Origin of the sequence: Niabella sp. (assembly GCF_030150205.1) — a bacterium.
In the GTDB taxonomy this organism is placed as follows: Bacteria; Bacteroidota; Bacteroidia; order Chitinophagales; family Chitinophagaceae; genus Niabella.
Genome location: NZ_JASLGT010000024.1, coordinates 377,134 through 395,514, shown reverse-complemented (window position 1 = coordinate 395,514; position 18,381 = coordinate 377,134). Strand labels below are relative to the sequence as shown.

Annotated in this window: 13 protein-coding genes; 3 read left to right on the top strand and 10 right to left on the bottom strand. The window is 43.2% G+C overall.

What is annotated here, in order from left to right; all coding sequences use genetic code 11:
• Positions 1-11 precede the first annotated feature (11 nt).
• The 4 genes from Q1V85_RS18370 to Q1V85_RS18355 are packed head-to-tail and all read right to left on the bottom strand — an operon-like array spanning position 12 to position 8,345.
• The gene (locus Q1V85_RS18370) at positions 12-2,618 is read right to left on the bottom strand and encodes a glycerophosphoryl diester phosphodiesterase (protein ID WP_300602021.1); all 2,607 of its coding nucleotides are present in this window, start codon (positions 2,616-2,618) and stop codon (positions 12-14) included.
• A 22-nt stretch (positions 2,619-2,640) separates the two neighbouring features.
• Positions 2,641-3,543: a DUF5017 domain-containing protein gene (locus Q1V85_RS18365; RefSeq protein ID WP_300602020.1), complete on the bottom strand. Its 903-nt coding sequence runs from the start codon at positions 3,541-3,543 to the stop codon at positions 2,641-2,643.
• Positions 3,544-3,561: 18 nt separating this feature from the next.
• Complete coding sequence (locus tag Q1V85_RS18360; protein WP_300602019.1) at positions 3,562-5,133, bottom strand: RagB/SusD family nutrient uptake outer membrane protein; 1,572 nt, start codon at positions 5,131-5,133, stop codon at positions 3,562-3,564.
• Between the two features lie 32 nt (positions 5,134-5,165).
• Positions 5,166-8,345 (bottom strand): TonB-dependent receptor, encoded by a 3,180-nt coding sequence (locus Q1V85_RS18355; RefSeq protein ID WP_300602018.1) that lies wholly within the window; start codon positions 8,343-8,345, stop codon positions 5,166-5,168.
• Between the two features lie 214 nt (positions 8,346-8,559).
• Here Q1V85_RS18355 and Q1V85_RS18350 point away from each other — a divergent pair, with 214 nt between their 5' ends.
• Positions 8,560-9,591, top strand: coding sequence for a GntR family transcriptional regulator (locus tag Q1V85_RS18350; protein ID WP_300602017.1), 1,032 nt, complete (start codon positions 8,560-8,562; stop codon positions 9,589-9,591).
• 415 nt (positions 9,592-10,006) lie between these two features.
• Here Q1V85_RS18350 and Q1V85_RS18345 read toward each other — a convergent pair whose 3' ends face one another.
• From Q1V85_RS18345 to ybeY, 3 genes are all read right to left on the bottom strand, one after another.
• The gene (locus tag Q1V85_RS18345; RefSeq protein WP_300602016.1) at positions 10,007-10,741 is read right to left on the bottom strand and encodes a DUF2490 domain-containing protein; all 735 of its coding nucleotides are present in this window, start codon (positions 10,739-10,741) and stop codon (positions 10,007-10,009) included.
• Between the two features lie 74 nt (positions 10,742-10,815).
• On the bottom strand, positions 10,816-12,684 hold the full coding sequence (gene mnmG, locus Q1V85_RS18340; RefSeq protein ID WP_300602015.1) for a tRNA uridine-5-carboxymethylaminomethyl(34) synthesis enzyme MnmG: 1,869 nt from the start codon (positions 12,682-12,684) through the stop codon (positions 10,816-10,818).
• 893 nt (positions 12,685-13,577) lie between these two features.
• Positions 13,578-14,015, bottom strand: a complete 438-nt coding sequence (gene ybeY / locus Q1V85_RS18335) for an rRNA maturation RNase YbeY (RefSeq protein ID WP_300602014.1) — start codon at positions 14,013-14,015, stop codon at positions 13,578-13,580.
• Between the two features lie 59 nt (positions 14,016-14,074).
• Between ybeY and Q1V85_RS18330 the strand changes: the two genes are divergently transcribed.
• The gene (locus Q1V85_RS18330; RefSeq protein WP_300602013.1) at positions 14,075-14,317 is read left to right on the top strand and encodes a FeoA family protein; all 243 of its coding nucleotides are present in this window, start codon (positions 14,075-14,077) and stop codon (positions 14,315-14,317) included.
• Positions 14,318-14,324: 7 nt separating this feature from the next.
• Complete coding sequence (gene nadD / locus Q1V85_RS18325) at positions 14,325-14,897, top strand: nicotinate (nicotinamide) nucleotide adenylyltransferase (RefSeq protein WP_300602012.1); 573 nt, start codon at positions 14,325-14,327, stop codon at positions 14,895-14,897.
• On the opposite strand, the gene Q1V85_RS18320 is transcribed toward nadD, so the two are convergent.
• The 3 genes from Q1V85_RS18320 to Q1V85_RS18310 form a co-directional block, all read right to left on the bottom strand.
• Positions 14,882-16,120, bottom strand: coding sequence for a chromate transporter (locus Q1V85_RS18320; protein ID WP_300602011.1), 1,239 nt, complete (start codon positions 16,118-16,120; stop codon positions 14,882-14,884). The genes nadD and Q1V85_RS18320 overlap by 16 nt on opposite strands.
• 217 nt (positions 16,121-16,337) lie before the next feature.
• Positions 16,338-17,093: a 3-oxoacyl-[acyl-carrier-protein] reductase gene (gene fabG, locus Q1V85_RS18315; protein WP_300602010.1), complete on the bottom strand. Its 756-nt coding sequence runs from the start codon at positions 17,091-17,093 to the stop codon at positions 16,338-16,340.
• An 81-nt stretch (positions 17,094-17,174) separates the two neighbouring features.
• Entirely contained in the window at positions 17,175-18,365 is a 1,191-nt protein-coding gene (locus Q1V85_RS18310; RefSeq protein ID WP_300602009.1) for a sorbosone dehydrogenase family protein, read from the bottom strand.
• Between the last annotated feature and the right edge of the window lie 16 nt (positions 18,366-18,381).

The window sequence follows — 18,381 nt, the reverse complement described above, 5'->3', positions numbered from 1 at the left end:
TATTGAAAAGTTTAATTGTAATTAAATGTGTATACCTGTAACCCATAAGGAGCGATGCTTATACTCTTTGCAGAAGCGCCTTTCATCTGTACTCCGGTTGCAGAAAAACATGTCGTAGGTTCCGGTTGAAGGTGGTATCCGGGAATAAAACGGGAGTCATCGATCCTGATAGTGCCTTGCTGAATCTCATCATCATTGTTGAGGACAAACAGGTAAAACTTCTTTGTTTTCCGGTTCACCGCACACAGGTAATCCATATTGGGATTACTTAGCGAGACCAGGTTTTCCAGGAACAGGAGGTCGCCTTCCTTGTCAAATATTTTTCCTGCATGAAATCCTACTGTTTTATGGGGCCCTACCTTGGGTGTAAGAAACCCGGAAGGAAAATCGATCCGCCCCTGCGACCGTAAAGATAATTCGGCCATCAGGTAATCAGTGATCCATCCCACCTGCCACCAGGCATGATGCGGAAAGGGTCCTGCACCTTTGTTCATCGCGCTCCAGTAATAAGAAGCGACCCCGGTAGCCGGATCTACAAAAGCATCCTTACTTAGCGCCGCTGTTCTTGCCATATTAAGATACAGGGAGTCTTTTGTCAATTGAAACAGTCGTACAAACATCCCCGCATGACTGGCCAGCAGAATAGGACCACTGGGGTTCGCCGAACCCAATGTGCCGCCATGTTCAAAACTTAATCCTACCTGGCTGATCTGCCAGTCTTCCAGTTGCCGGTTGCCGCTTTTCGTGGGCTGATGACCCGGTATGGGATGCGAATAAATAGAGGTGGTATAGAACTGTGCTGTTGTAACGGCAGCTTGTTTAAACCGCGGATCTTTGGTAATATCATAAAGGTCCAGTAATGCCTGTGCACTTTGCCCCGTAGCAAAATCAGGAGCAAACCGTGCATCGCCGCAAACGCCCAAAAAATAGCCTTGCTCTACAGCATTCTTAACATACCAGTTAGCCGATTTTATAGCAGCATCTAAATACTTTTTATCACCCAGTGTTTTGTAAGCAACCACCAGGCCGTAAAAAGTAGGGCGATAATCCTTCAGATCCCGGAACATCGGTTTCATGGTATGATTATTATATGCTACTTCCCAATACCCCTCTGGTTTCATACGAGCCAGGAGCCAGTCTGCTGCAAGACGCAATCCTTTTTTAAGATCTGTGTTTCCCGGCTCAAACAAAAAGACGTTGCCCATATCCAGCAACATATAATAAGTAGTGGCAATCGGTTCGGTATAAGGCCCCCACTCTTCTGTGAACCGTTTGGATTCGTGCAGGTAATACTGTCCCGCAGCAGCACCATTAAAAAAGCCACCTCCTGTATGTTGCTGCGCTAGTTTAAAATTCAATGCGGCTTTCAAACGCTCATGTATAAGAATAGAATCCTGCGTAATGGTTGCCAGCATCCACATGGCACCATAATCCGCATTTTTAACAGCATCCTTGTTCGCCCCGTATACGCCCCCCAGGTATTCCTGCGCACCAATGATGCGACCGTTATAATCAAAAGTGCGCCAGCGGGAAGTACTATCATTTCTTACATAGTTAAAGAGCTGTGTAATCCGTTCAGACAGGGACAGGTGCGTTTGTTTCAGATGCAATAATTCATCAAAGCGATAGATGTCATTTACTACATGTTTATAAACAGGATACCAGTTGGATACATGCACGGTATACCGGAAATCAAAAGAAACCGTTTCACCCTTGTTTAAATATGATTTTTTTTGCCCTAATACCGGGTGATAAAGCGTAGGCGTTAGCTGCTCATTGCGATTGATCAATGACAAACCCAGCAGCCAGTCGGACTGGGTAGATTTATCAAATGTCCAGGGATCGCGACCGGTTCCGGGTTCCGCCGTAACCGCAAGTGTGATTCCGTCTTTATTGGTAAGCATAGAAGTAAGCGCAGCAGCGGTGCGTTCTCTTACCACTACCGGTTTATCCGGAATTCCATGGCCATAGGCATAGGCATCAATAAAGTTATTGTTGATGCTGTTTCCCTGGAAAAGCCCCGGGATACAAGCCCATTGAAAAGAGGATTTATCATTTACAGTTAGCGCCGGACTGGCAATGGAATAATAGCCCGGTTCATTCGCTGTTAACCGGATGGAAACCCGGAGATCATTTTTGTAAACGGGATCCAGTTGCCAAACGGCTTCAACGGTGGCCACATCTGTCTTTTGCTGAAAAATGATTTTATCTCCGGCTGCTTTATACTGCTGCGGGTAAAACGATAAAGCACGCCCTTCTTTATTCATAGAAACAGCGGAAGTATTTGCCTTCCAGGTAGGAATGATGTACCGGTATTCGGATTCCGGAAATTGAACAGCCTTTCCATTTTTATCCGTGATGGGTTGCGCATCCATCTTCGGTTGGGCTGCACTGTAAAGCACGGTGTATTGTCCCAGGGGAGCGGCCAGCGAACGCCACCCATCCTGTGCCCTCACCCGCAACTGTTTTACTTTATATCCATCGCGGGCATACTCCCAATCCAGGCGTAACACATCATTTTTCAATCCAGCTTCCTTGGCCGGTTGACCATAGCTTTTTTCAGACGCTGCACCCAGCAGTAACAATCCGCTTAAACAATAAATGACTGCACGATTCATTATATGTATTTCTTTATATTTCTTACGGAGCAGTAATCGTTAATTCGATTTCTTTTACAACGGATGCGGATGCCTTAACATTCACATTTGTTGCCACAAATACGACTTTGTATACGCCGGGTTTATTATATACCCGGGTATAGCTATATAAGTTTTGTGAGATATTCTTGATCGGCTCTCCTTTATCCGGCATCGTTTTGTTGGGATTAAATTGTTTGGTGATCACCCAGTCATCATCAAGATCTGCCGGGTTCGTAACGGTAAGAAGCTGGGCAGATGTAATGCTCCATTTGGTTGCCGGACCGCTGAAATTAAAACCCGCCCAGCCAGCAGTAGCCATATTGGCAAGTACCGTTTCGTCTCCCTGCTGATTGATGCTCTTCAGATCAAAGGAACGGATCACCCAACGATTTTGCTGGGATTCCGGTTTTACAACATTGGTTTTATACCGGAAGGCAATGGCCAGATTTTTATTGGTGGCAGCAAAGGAACTCAGGTCAATATTCCCTGAGGGCGTTTGATCCTGGCCCGATGATAAAACCGCTTTATCAGTAATATCTTCCCAGGTAGCAGTCCGCACATTGGCCGAATCATACTTACCGTTAAAGTCGGTGGATATCAGCAATTTTAAGGTGCTCTGATCAACCGGCTGCGGCCCATATTGTGCAAAGCTTTTAAAATTGAGGGACAGGGCATTTCCTTCCACAGCCGTCCTGTCGCGGAATTGATAAACATGTCCGGCCTCGCCCGACCAAAACACCAGGTTATCCGGTTTTCCGTTTACAACAAAGCGAATGGGCTCCCCAACTTTATACGTGGCCTTTTCCAGCTCAATAGAAAAATTATCAATCGCATCCAGTGCATATCGTTTTTTGCAGGAAGCCAGTGAAAGAAATAATACAGCAGCAATTATTAGCTTATTCATCTGATACAATTTATTTAATTACCAACCGGAATTTTGTCTGATATTGGGGTTAACCGCCAGCTCACTATTGGGGATGGGGAATACAACCGACCGCGCTGTTACGCGCTGGGCCTGTGCTGTTGCAGGATCCCGCAGCGCCGTAGGCATATTCATTTGGTATTCCCGTGCCTGTACCTGCATAACAGATGGATAAATGCCCCAGCGTATCAGATCATGTTTGCGAAGTCCTTCAAAAGCCAGTTCCCGCAACCGTTCGTTTACGATCAGTTCCTGAAAGTCTTGCTGGGAAAGACCTGCCGGAGCATCGGCCTGGGTATCCGGAGTAAGAACGTCTTTTCCATATCCTCTGCGTCGTACCATATTAATGGCGGTGTACGCTTTTTCTGAAGGTCCGTTGTTTAAATAATTATCCGCTTCTGCAAACATCAGCAGCACATCTGCATAGCGCAGCAGTGGCCAGTTGGTTCCGGTAAAGTTCTGATTCCGCGGCAAAACCGTTTCATATTCCCTTCTCCATTTTCCGTTGCTTCGCTCATAAATTTCAGTAGCATTCCAGGCCGTCCGTACTACGGTATTTCCTGTAGTTACAAACCGGAACGGCGCAACGGTCCAATCCCTTCTCAGATCCCCATTGGCATAAGCATTATACAGTTTTGCCGTAGCATGCACATAATCATACCCATACCCGGTATCAATATTACCACAGGTAATGCCATTATAACTTCCGATGGTGCCGCCTTCCTGTATCTCACCCTGGCTGGTGCCTTTAAATTCTACTTCCCAAAGATTTTCCCGCGTGTCAAAGATCTCTTTAACATGGTTGACATAGATCTGCTTAAAATCCGGATTTAATCCGTGTACACCAGACTGCATCACACTGTCGGCATATGCCCTGGCCTCGGTGTATTTTGAAACATCCTTTAACGAAGATCCGGCCATTGTTAAACAAACCCGCGCCAGTATGCCCTGCACCGTTGTTTTTGTAATGCGGGTGTTGTATCCATAGTCTGAAACCGACCGCACAAGGCCTTGCGCTTCTTTCATGTCTTTCAGTATCTGGTCATAGATCTCTTTTACCGGAGTGGCCGGCAGCGGCGCTTCTTCCGGACTCTTGCTGGACTGCAGTTTTAAAGGTACCGCGCCAAATTCATCCGTCAGCAAAAAATAATAATAGGCTCTTAAGAAAAGTGCCTGCCCCTTTATCTCGTTGCGTTTTGCTTCACTTACCTGCTGCGCCTTATTTATATTTTCCAGCAACATATTTGCCCGCTCAATACCGGTGTACAGTGCTTCCCAGTGCCTGTTAATTTCAAGGGTAGACGCGTCTATGATGTTGGCGTTAATTCCGGAGGTTTGGTTTTTCATAAAGAACTCATCACTCACCACCAGGTAACTGGCCATGCCCTGTGCATAAACCCGGTTATCTCCCAAACGGTCATAAACCCCTGCCAGTGCGGATTCCAGCTCACTTTCCGTATTGTAATAATTTACGGGCGATACAAAATCCTGCGGCGTTGTATCCAGTATTTTATTACAGGAAAAACCAAGCAATACCAGCGCCGTACAGATATAATAGAAACTCTTTTTCATATGAATATTTTTATGCGTTCTTGCCGCTATCGTTAAAAAGTGATGTTCATACCCAGTGTAATCGTGCGTGCCCTTGGGTAAGGACTCCAGTCAAAGCCCGGTGTAAGGGCTGTGTTCCGCACGGAAACCTCCGGATCCAACCCTGAATATTTTGTCCAGGTTACCAGGTTCTGAGCAGAGAGGCTCAGCCTTGCCGATTGTATCTTCCATCTTTTCATCAGTTCAGGAGAGAGGTTATACCCCAGCGATACCGTTTTTAACCGCAGGAAAGAACCGTCTTCAATATTCCTGTTCGAATATACATTGGGGCCATAACCACCGGCCACCGGCAGCAAACTGTTTTGATTATCCAACGACCAGCGGTTCTCATAGCTTTTAAACATATTCAGACTCATCCGCGCTTCCGCACCTTCAAAAACGATCCGGTTGGCATTCAGTACATCGTTTCCGTACGACCATTGCAGGAACACATTCAGATCGAATTGTCCATACCGGAAATTATTCGAAAATCCGCCGATGTGTTTGGGATTGGGATTACCGATAATGGTTTGATCATTAGCATCCACAACGCCATCTCCGTTAATGTCTTTGTATTTGATATATCCCGGTTTGATCAATGCCCGGTCGCTTCCGTTATTGGGCACATTTGATTTCAGCTCATAACTGCCATTGGGCAATATATTGAAATCGCTTACCGGGTACAATCCGTCAAAAACATATCCATAGAACAGGGCTACAGGATGACCGGGCAATGCGATATAGGGCAGCGAATTATTAAAATTGGCGTTCCAGTTCGTGATCCTCGTAGTAAGGCTGGGTTGATCGCCGTTCAGTTCTTTTATTTCATTACTGTTGAATGCGATGTTGAAATTAGACGACCAGGTAAAATTTTTGGTGCTTACGTTTACCGTGTTCAGAGTAAACTCGATCCCTTTATTTGCAACGATACCAATATTTTTAAACGCGGTCAGGTATCCGGTTGATGTAGGCAGCGATGCATCCAGCAACAGATCGGTAGTTCTTTTATAATAGTAATCGGTGGTTAAACTCAGGCGTTCTTTAAACAGGCTAATATCCAGTCCCAGGTCCAGGTTGCCCGTGCGTTCCCATTTAAGATTATTATTTCCCACCAGGGTTGGTACCGTCCCTTTTATATAAGTGCCGTTAAAATAGTACCCGCTCTTGGTATTACCGGTATTGGCCGATACTTCCTGGTCCAGCACGCTGAGATAAGCAAAATCGGAAACCCGGTTGTTACCGGTAATACCATATGACGCTCTTAGCTTGGCAGCAGAGATCGCCTTCACTGATTTAAGGAATGGCTCATTTCCTAAATTCCACGCAAATGCGCCGGAAGGAAAATAGCCCCACCGGTTTTGAGGTGCAAACTTGGAGGATCCATCACTTCGGAATGAAGCGGTAAAAAGGTATCGCGAATTATAGGTATAGTTCACCCGCCCCAGCATGGACACCAGGGTTGAGTAAGAACCCGATGTTGTTTTTGAAAGTACGGTTCCCTGGTCGAGCCCCTTTATACCCAACACCTCATTCGGCAATAAGATGGATACAAAACCGTTCCCCTGTGTACTGTTGCGCTGCATGGTAAAACCGCCAACGGCATCCACCTTGTGTTTGCTGTTAAATGTGCGGTTGAATGTGAGCAGGTTTTCGTTCAGCAGGCTGCGGACATTTTGGTTATCGATCGAACCATTAATACCATAAGTAGCTCCGTAAACCGTGCGCGGGTTTCCTGCTGCTGTTTTTGAATTATTAAACCGCTCGAACCGGAGATCGATGTCGGTCAGCCCGCCATTTACCCGGAATTTAAAATATTTAAGAAACGAATATTCCAGGAATGCATTCGTGAATAACGATTTATTAAAAGCATACATATACATGTTATTGGAATTAACCACCGGGTTTATCCTCAGGTCTGTATTGGATGCTACCTCATCGTCAAAAGGCTGGTCGATAAAATCATCACTCTCGCCTTTTCCTGTAATGGGCCGGTAACCCCAGGTACTGTAAAGCAGGTACGACGAGGCATTTCCGGCAGAAGTGCTGTTGAGGTTATCGCTGGTTAAATTAGCGATCTGCCCGTTCTTAATCGCCTGCGTATAGTTGGTATTGATCCCCGCCCTAAAGTTTTTACCAATGCGTTGTTCAATCTGAAACCGCCCCTGGTAGCGTTTATATCCCCCGTTGATCACAATACCTTTTTGATCCAGGTTAGATCCGCTTACTGAATACTTGGTAGCAGCGGTTCCTCCTCTTAAAGAAATACTATGGTTTTGCATAAAGGCATTTTGCAACACATAGTCCTGCCAGTTAACGCCTTCCATATCCCGGTAAGATTCCAGTGTTTTGCCATCCTGCAGGTACAGGCGCTCCGCTGTTGTACGGTTCAGTTCCAGCTGATATTTTACAAACTCATAAGGGCTCATCACCGGAAGTTTCTTTATTGGATACTGAAGCCCCAGCCAGTTATTATAAGAAACTACCGGAGGACCCGTCTTGCCCTGCTTTGTTTTAATAATGATAACCCCGTTGGCACCTCGTGCTCCGTAAATGGCGGTGGAAGAAGCATCCTTCAATACTTCAATGGATTCGATATCATCCGGGTTAATGGTATTATTATCCGGGCTTTCCAATGGAAATCCATCTACCACATATAACGGTGAATTGGATTGGGTGATGGAATTGCCTCCACGAATCACAATATTGCTGGTGCTTCCCGGCTGACCATCATTGGAGCTTACCTGCATACCAGCTATCCTTCCGGCCAGTGCATCTTCAAATGAAACCACTGGTGCCTTTTCCATGTCCTTCATATTAACGGAGCCCACGGAGCCGGTAAGGTCTTTCCGCTTTACTTCTCCATAACCAATCACCACCACATCATCCAGTACCTGGTTGTTTTGAGATAGCCGGATCTTATACTGATTTTCGCCCGAAACAGGAACCGTTTGCGTGGTATACCCTACCATGGAAATGACCATTACATCATTTTCACGGATGTTGGAAAGATTAAAATTTCCTTTGGCATCGGTAATGCCCGACACCGATTTACCCTGTATAATAACAGTGGCCTTTGGCAGAGGCGTTCCGTTTTCATCCGTAACAGTGCCGGTAACATTTTTTACGGTCTGGGCCAAACAGCTGATCGGGAAACCAACGGCAAACAGCAACGGCAAGATTTTACTTCTTTTCATACGCAATATTCGTTATTTTATATAGTCTGGTCTGGACTGGTATACAAAACAAACATAGAACTATTTTTCATTTCTCCAAATTTTTAGATCATCTTTTTTATACCTATAATAATATCAGTTATTTATACATGATTTTAAGTTTGCATGGCACCCCTCATCCAATCCTGGTTTGGTTTGTTTTGGTTATTACTTACTTTTGCCGGAAAGATTTTCTATGAGCGCAGCCGCGGATGCAGGTACAAAACAGGTTAAAAATGATTTACATGCCAAACTGAAATACGAGCAATTATCAGAATATATTATTTCGCTTATTGAAAGTGATCAATTGCATATCGGGGATCAGATTCCTTCACTGAAGCAATTGCAACTGCAACTCCTCATGAGTAAGGAAACGCTGCTGAAGGGACTGAATCACCTGGTTGAAAAAGGCATTATTGAATCGGTGTACCGCAAAGGTTATTTTGTAAGAAAAAAAGCGATTGATCATAATTTCCGGATATTCCTGCTGCTGGATAAAATGAACATTATGCGGGAACAGCTTTACCGGAGTTTGCTTGATCATTTAAAAGAACGTGCGGATATCGATATTTATTTTCATCATCACAACTACCAGGTATTTGAAAAACTGATCCGGGAAAATCTGGGAAAATACACACATTATGTTGTGGCTACTTTTCTTAAAGAAGATGTTGCTCCCTTATTGAACCTGATCCCGGATAAAAAAAGAATCATCATTGATCTGCATGAACAGGGGTTAACCGGTAACTATAACAGCATTTACCAGGATTTCGGTTACGATATTTATCATAGTCTTATCGCGCTCAAAACTGAATTATCCAAATATAAACGGCTCATCCTTGTAGCGCATCCGGAAGCCATTCATGCCCGGTTGGTCATTGACGGATTTTTACGTTACTGTACAGAAGCCAAATTTACATACCTGATCCAATCGGAGATCGATGAAAAAAACTTTCAGAAAGGTAATGCTTATGTAACCTTCAGCCGCTACAACACCGATGACGTAGCGTTGATAAAATTGGCCCGGAAAAAGAAACTAACGCTGGGTAAAGAAGTAGGACTGATCTCTTATAATGATACGGATGTAAAAGAAATACTGGAAGGCGGCATCACTGTAATTTCAACAGATTTCGAAGCCATGGGCCGGTCGGTGGCCGAAGTCATTCTGGGCGATCAAACCGTACTCAAGCGTAATCCTACAAAACTGATCAAAAGAAAATCATTGTAATCGTTTCCTGGAGCAGATAGCGGTGTATTCAAAATACAGAAGGTTATCGTTGTATGGATTTTGTTGATTTTTCATGCGTATTAATCTAAAAGCGGAACCAGCTTTTTCAATAAATAGCTGGAGATGCTTATAAATACTTAAATCATTGCTTAATCGTTTAAATTTTTATACTATATTAATGGTTTGGACTGGTCTGTTATAAAAGGGGGAGGTATTCTTCAGCTTATATTGCTGGCTGATTTTCACGAAATTATTACGCTTATTTCTTGAAGGCAGCAGCGCAAGGATTTTTTGTTGCCAGGTCACCTGTACTGAAACGAATCATCACACATTGTTTATTATATCTCATCATTCAAAGTGCCGGATATATGGCAAAAAAAACGGCTCTTTTACAAACGAATTTATTCGTATTTTATTAATCCGCCACCGGTACATCAATATGCCGGTCGTTATCATTTTTCCGGTCCAAAACAAAATTCAGCGCCAGGTAGAGGAAATGCAGGTTTCGATTTCCGGATGGAGCTAATTCCCGCTGCCACATATACCCGGTAGAAGTTCCAACCGTTTTTGTAAACTGATAGCCAAACCCCGCAAACAGCCGGTTTCTTTTTATAAGATCAGCCCTGGGACCTAAAAACAGTTCTTCAAATCCATTTATAAAAAAAGTATGGGGTTCTACTTTTTTGTTATTGATTGGTAAGGTAGCGCTAAGCCGGTAGCGAAATCGCTGATCCGTTTTATTATCGTCTGTTTTTGGAAAATGAAAGAAACGCTGTTCAGCCCGGCCCCGGTGATCCATCTTCAGTCTCCCTATATTATTAGTAAATGTATACTGCAGCCATAAGCGCAGTTCCCGCTGGTACAATTCATGTTCCCGCCAGGTAGCATATCTTCCAAAACCAATAAAGGGTTGATTACTTTTATTAATATTGTACCCGATACCGCCCTTGGTTTCAGAATAGTCCAGCGGCGTAAAATTTTCGATAGAACGCGTTTGTAATTCTGTATAGGCCATCCATTTAGAATTGAACTTATACGTAAGCGATGTCATGAGGAACCCGGAAAGGTGTTCCTTAGGCTGCACCTGGGAAATACCGGCATGACTAATAAACAAAAAAAGAAAAGCAAGGAATACTGCGTTGCGAAACATAACTGGTTTTTACCACGGGTGAAAAAGCACCGTTCAGGAAACAGGCCATCTGCCAGGATGAATAAATTTTATAATCAGCGGCCCATATATACCATCAGTATCTGGATATCGCTGGGTTTGATTCCCGATATCCGGCTGGCCTGCCCCAATGTTTGTGGACGGATGCGATTTAATTTTTCTTTAGCTTCATTTCCTAATGAGCTTAGCCGGGCATAATCAAATCCGGAGGGAATCAAAAGGTTTTCCATTTCACTCATCCGGTTTACCAGTTCCCGTTCTTTTTCAATATAGGTTTCATATTTGGTAAGAATAGATGCCTGCTCCAGCTCTTCCCGGGTATAGTTTTTTACCTGTTCTTTTAAAAAAGGAACGGCATCCACAAGATTATTCAGTTCAATATCCGGCCGTAATAAGATCTTTTCCACCTTCTGTTTTTCCTGGATGGGAGAAGAATTATGTGCCGATAAAAACCCGTTTATCTCATCGGGTCGAAGCGCCATCTCCTTTAATATGCCTCTTATATTGGCAATATTTTCATTTTTTTGCCGTACTTTATCCATTCTTTGTTCAGAAGCCAAACCCAGTTTATAACTGATAGGTGTAAGCCGTGCGTCTGCATTGTCCTGGCGCAGCAGGGTACGGTATTCTGCGCGGGAAGTAAACATACGATAGGGTTCTTCGGTTCCTTTATTGATCAGATCGTCGATCAACACACCAATATAGGCATCGCTTCTTTTTAATGTGAACGGATCTTTTTCATGCACTTTTAAGTGTGCATTAATCCCCGCCATAATTCCCTGGCAGGCAGCTTCCTCATACCCGGTTGTACCATTGATCTGGCCAGCGAAATATAAATTATATATTAATTTAGTTTCTAATGTGTTTTGAAGCTGCGTTGGCGGAAAATAATCATACTCAATAGCATATCCTGGCCTAAATAGCCGTGCATTCTCAAAACCAGGAACCATCCTCAGGGCAGCATATTGTACTTCCTCCGGGAGTGAAGTTGAAAATCCGTTTACATAGATCTCTACCGTGTTCCATCCCTCCGGTTCAACAAACAGCTGGTGCCGCTCTTTATCCGCAAATCGGTTGATCTTATCCTCAATGCTGGGGCAGTACCGGGGACCTACTCCATCGATCCTTCCTGCGTACATCGGACTACGGTCAAACCCGGTCTTCAACATATCATGCACTTTCTGATCGGTATAGGTGATCCAGCAACAGCGTTGTTTAGAAGCGTCAATTTTTGGGGTATCTGTAAATGAAAAGCCTACAATATCAGCGTCTCCATCCTGTACTTCCATTTTTGAGTAGTCCAGGCTCCTTCCATCTACCCTTGGCGGTGTTCCTGTTTTTAACCGGTCGCTTTCAAAGCCAAGAGCTACCAGTTGTTCTGTAATTCCGCTGGCAGCTTTCTCCGACACCCGTCCCCCACCAAACTGTTTTTCCCCAATATGAATAATACCATTCAGAAAGGTACCATTTGTAAGTACTACTGCCTTACTATGGATCTCATGACCCAGACCGGTTATTACGCCTGCAGCGCGTCCGTCTTTTACCAGCAGCCCCTTTACCATATCCTGGTAAAAGTCAAGATTTGGTGTCTGTTCCAGCATTTCCCGCCACTTTGCAGCAAACAGCATCCGGTCGCTTTGTGCCCTTGGGCTCCACATAGCTGGTCCCTTCGACCGGTTCAGCATCCGGAACTGAATCATAGACAAGTCGGTTATAATACCGGAATAGCCTCCAAGGGCATCAATTTCACGCACAATTTGTCCTTTTGCTATACCACCCATTGCCGGATTACAACTCATTTGGGCAATGGTTTGCATATTCATAGTAACCAATAAGGTTTTTGATCCCATATTGGCGGCGGCAGCAGCAGCTTCACAGCCTGCATGGCCCGCACCCACAACAATAACATCGTATTCTGGAAACATGGGTGCAAAATTACACCATTCCTTTTATAAGTGGCTCTTATCCGCCCTATAGAAGGCTATCGGTCCAATTTTGAAGCTGATTTATTGTTCTAATCACTGATCCAATTAATAAAAGCACTCTGTATTATTAAACTTGTTCCACGTGAAACAACAGCACAGTTAGTACAAAGCCCTTAATATCTCAATAAATCGATCCCATAAACAACAGCAACTAATAGGAGATGATCAGTTTCAACCGCTACTTTAAACCTAACCCGCCAAGTCAATCCCTGTCTCAACGCCGTTTCACGTGAAACAAATGAATATGCTGGAAGACACCTCTAACCCCAGCCACAAAAAGACTTCTAAAAGTCAAATACTCTAATACACACTAATTATTTAGAGCCACCTGCCCTATATCTCCCGAAAACTCAACATTTAAAAGCTACCCCTACCCCAGGATTATTAATGTGATCACATGAAACAAGGCCATCATTAGTCCAAATACTCTTCCAACTAAAGATACTAAGGTTCTCCATGTAGTTAATCAAATCCTCCTAATAAGATTATCAATTAATAGTACGAGCATATCCTACGGCGCATCGCCATTTTAAACTTAAGAGAACGCATTGCAACAACACATCCCTGGCCACCAATTTACCAGGAACCTTGGGGAAGCAGAGAAGTTTAACATAACCAGCGTGTTCCACGTGAAACAAATTAGTACGATTTATCGGATCAGAAGAGTTTAATACTCTCAGCAAGAAGAGAATCAGAACTAAAACTTCGTTTCACGTGAAACAACTACCGAACTTAACCCTTCTAATATAAATATGTAAAAAGTGTATTTAAACTAAATAAGAATCAGTTAATCCTAATTGGATTGACTAAACGGCTTATTCCACGTGAAACATCTATCTAAATCCGTATTTCTGCAGACATTCATCCTCCTTTTCACGCATTAAGGCTTGCTCCTTTTCCGTTTTGTCATTATATCCACATAAATGTAAAGCCCCATGAAAGATCACCCGGTGTAATTCCTTCGCAACGGGTATATTCAACAAGGAAGCGTTTGACTGTACGGTGTCTACACTGATAAAAATATCAGCCACCATTGCTTCTGATGGCTTTTCTCTCAGGTCAAATGTGATAATATCCGTGTAGTAATCATGATCCAGGTACTGCCGGTTAATATCCAGGATCTCTTCGTCACTACAAAACACATAATGCAACATATCCAACGCCTGGTTGTTTTCCTTAAATAAGGTAGTGAGGAACTGTTTCAGACGGATCCGGTCCTTAAGCGTTATCTTTTTCTGAAAGGAAAATGTAATCTGGGGTAACTGCTTCACACTGATATTTTTTCAAAATTCGTAAATAAAACACAACTCACAATAGTTAGATTTGCAGCATGGAACAACAAAAGGAACTTCTTCTTTCGGATCTAAGGCCCGGCCAGCGTGCCCGTATACAAAAATTTACTACGGAAGAAATCTTCCTTAAGCTTATGGAGATGGGCTGCCTGCCCGGAGAAGAAATCGAAATTATCAAAGTAGCCCCATTAAACGATCCCATATCCATTTCTGTAGCGGGATATACACTCAGTCTCCGGTTAGACGAAGCACGATTTATTGTTGTATCTACTATAATCTAACCTTCCAATGAAAATCGGTTTGTTCTTTGGTTCGTTCAACCCAATCCATCATGGGCATTTGATCATCGCCAACCATGTATTGAATGAAGGATTGGTTGAAAAAATATGGTTTGTAGTTTCGCCACATAATCCATTAAAAGAAACGGCTTCTCTTCTTAACGAAAATCAACGGCTGCACCTTACCCGGTTAGCAATTGATGCCGATACCCGGATGCAGGTTACGGATATTGAATTTACCCTGCCCCGGCCTTCCTATACAGCGGTAAGCCTGGCCTATCTGACAGAGAAATATCCCCAACATGAATTTGCAGTGATCCTGGGAGGAGATAGCTTTCAGAATATAAAAAAATGGAAAAATCATAATTATATAATAAATAATTTTAATATATTTATATACAACAGACCAGGCTTTATAATAGATGCCACATTAAGCGATAAATTAAAAGTGCTGGATGCTCCTTTACTGGAAATTTCCGCTACCGCTATCCGGCAGCTCATCAGGAATAAAAAATCGATCCGGTACCTTCTTCCCGAACTGGTCATTGAAGAGATTGAAAAATCGGGCTATTTTAGAAAATAACCCAGCAGTAAACAAAGGAATACCAAAACCGGGGCCGGAAGTTTTGTAAAAATGAGGACAGCAGAAGTTCCCAGAACAACCAAAAGATTGGTGATTTCAATAGACCCAACATTAAAAATGGACAGGTCCTTTATAATATATACCGTAGAACCCAGCATAATTCCCATCACAGAAGCATTAATTCCTTCAAGCGAGCGGTAGATAACGGAATACTTTTTCAACATATTCCAGATCGGAAAGAAGAAGAGTACCAGTAATGCGCTTGGCAAAAAAATACCAACCATTCCAATAATGGCTCCCAATACCTGCATGGAGGGTCCCATGTCTTTTAAAGCCAATCCACCTGTATAAGAAGCAATAGAAAAAACCGGACCCGGCATTGCCCGCACCATTCCGATTCCAGTCAGCATCTCTCCTCTGTCGATCTTTATGGCATTGGGATTTTTTTCCTTCACCTCATCCGGTCGTACACTGTACTGTTCATACATAATAGGCATCAATACATTTCCCCCGCCAAAAACCAAACTTCCCATCCGGTAATTACTCTCAAACAGGTTCACCGGCTTCCGGTATTCCCATTCATTCTTCCGGGCGATCTCGCTAAGAATGCCAGCCATAATAAAAATAATGGCAAACAACCAGATATTCCACCACTGGATCTTTCCGGGTTTCACCTCTACCTGCGGTATCCGCTTCCTGCTTAGATTGGTTACTACCCCTCCCAATACAATCAATAGCGGAACAATAAACGGCCGTCCAAAGAAAAAGAAGGTTACAAGACCTGATACCAACGCAATCACCAGCGTGATCGTATTATTTACAGAAAATGGAAAGGCTGATACACAGGCGTAAATTAAAAACCCTGCAGCCATCGGCACTATAAATCTGAAAACATTCAGACTGTCTTCTCCATTCAGATAATTTACCAAAAAAGAAAGTCCACCCATAATGGAACAGGCAGGAAGGATCCAAACAAGCAATGTAAGAATTGCCAGTGGTATACCACCTCTTTTAAAACCAATAAGGGTAAGCGTTTGTGTAGATGAAGCGCCTGGAAGCAGTTGACAAAATGCATTATACTCCATCAACTCCTTTTCTGTTATATAAGGCGTTTGTTTTACAAAGGTCTTCATCATCATAGCCAGGTGTGCCTGAGGACCACCAAAAGCGGTTAAGCCATGCAGCAACACCAACTTCAAAAAATGTAAATGCCTCAGTAACATCTGTGGATAATTCAATGATTCAGCTCTGAAACTTTTCCGATAAAAATAGACAAAAAGATTTGATCACAAAACTACCGGCAAAAGTTACTACTTTAATAAATGTATTCCAAATAGATGACCCGTAGATGCAGCAGCTGCTATACCGATACCAAAAAGAGAACGGCTGAATCGTTCTCTTTCTATAACTTTTAAATCAAAATATAACTGGCTTAGACTATTAAATATTCAATCCTCCGCAAACGCTAAGGGTTTGTCCGGTTATATAAGATCCCATATCGGAAGCCAGAAATAAAGCGGCGTTGGCAATGTCTTCCCCCTTTGCAAATTTTCCCAAAGGTATATCTGCAAGATATTTGGAAGATGCATCACCATCATGCAAATAACTGGTCATATCCGTTTCTACAAATCCAGGTGCTATAGCATTGCAGCGGATATTGCGGCTTCCAAGTTCTTTTGCCACGCTCTTCGTAAACCCGATAATTCCGGCTTTGCTGGCTGCATAACTGGCCTGACCTGCATTTCCCATTACACCGATCACCGAACTCATATTGATGATACTTCCGCTTTTGGCCTTCATCATCGGTCTGATGATCTGTTTGGTCATGTAAAAAACACTATTGAGATTTACCTGTAATACTGTTTCCCATTGTTCCTGCGTCATTCGCAGTAATAAATTGTCTTTAGAAATACCGGCATTGTTCACACAGATATCTACAGTACCAAATTCCTTCAACACATCGCCTACAAAGGCTTCGCAAGCAGCCATATCTCCTGCATTGCTTTGCCAGGCTTTGATCCGAACGCCCCGCTCCGTCCATTTGTTCACCAAAGTATTTGCCTTCTCTGCACTGCTATCACTTACATAAGAAAAAGCTATAGCAGCGCCCTGTTCTGCAAACTTATCTACAATCGCTTCTCCAATTCCACGCGCCGCCCCGGTAACAATGGCAATTTTATTCTCCAGTAATTTCATAAAACAAATGGTTTATTAACAGCTGCAAATAAAGTTAATTATTTTGTTACAATAAAGTTTAATAAAGAAACGATAGATCAATCACCGCTTTTCAAAAAAATAAATAACCCCGTTTTTATCATCACTGATAAAAAAAGAATGTTTATCCCATTGTATAATATCACAGGGACGGCCGTAGCGCAAGTTTTCCGTTTTACCCTGAAGAAAGCCACTGATAACTTCCCTGTACCCGCCACCGGCAGTTAATTGCACAATAGCATTTCCACGCTGACGCCACACACTGGTGCTGCCATGCAAGGCTACAAGAAATGTATGATTCAGTAGTGGATCGTCAAAATCCGCTACATATTCAAATCCCAATGGAGCAGCATGTGCCTTAAACGTATAAGGAACAATAGCTGGTTTTCTTACAAACGGTGGGTGCTCCTTCTTTATAAACTGTGTGTCTGCAATAATCGTTTTCCGGTACTGATAATAATAAGGCCATCCGTAAAAGCCATTATCCACAACCGTATGGAACAACTCTTCCGGTTTATCCGGTCCCCGGTTATCTCTTCCCATATGTGTAACCCAAAGCGCATCCTTTACCCACTTTATCCCCACTGCATTCCGGATGCCCCGGGCAAAGATCCGCTGATTGCTCCCATCCGGATCCATTTCCACAACAGTAGCACGGATGTCTTCGGTTTCTATACATGCATCGCAACTGCTGCCTACACTCACATACATTTTACTTCCGTGAAATGCAATACTCCTCGTCAGATGCCAGCCGCCATATTTATAGCTCAATCCATAGTCAGGAAAAGTAGCTACTACCACCGGTTTTCCTGAAGCTACCGAATCTCCCGGTGTATATTTATAATAGCTCAGCTTACCCGTTTCTGCAATATAGATATAGGTTTGTTCACCTGAAGTATAAAATGCCACCTGGTTTGGATTGTGCAGCCCTTTCAAAAAAGTAGTGATCTTTCCGAACGATTTCTTCTTTTCATCCCAGTGTTCCAAAATCATGATCCGCCCCTTCTTATTATCGCTCCGGTCGTGCATATCCGTAACAAATAAACGTCCGTCCGGACTACGTGAAAAAAAACGAGGCCGCTCCAAACCCTGAGCAGCCACATTTATACTATATCCAACCGGGATTTTTAATTCGAAAGGAGTACCTTTTTTTAATTGTATTTTTTGTGTTGTCCGCAAAATATTTTGCTGCGAAAACAATGCCGCCTGAAAATACAGCAAACAGGCAATCATAAAGGTCAATCGTTTTATCATACGCTTTTACAAAAGA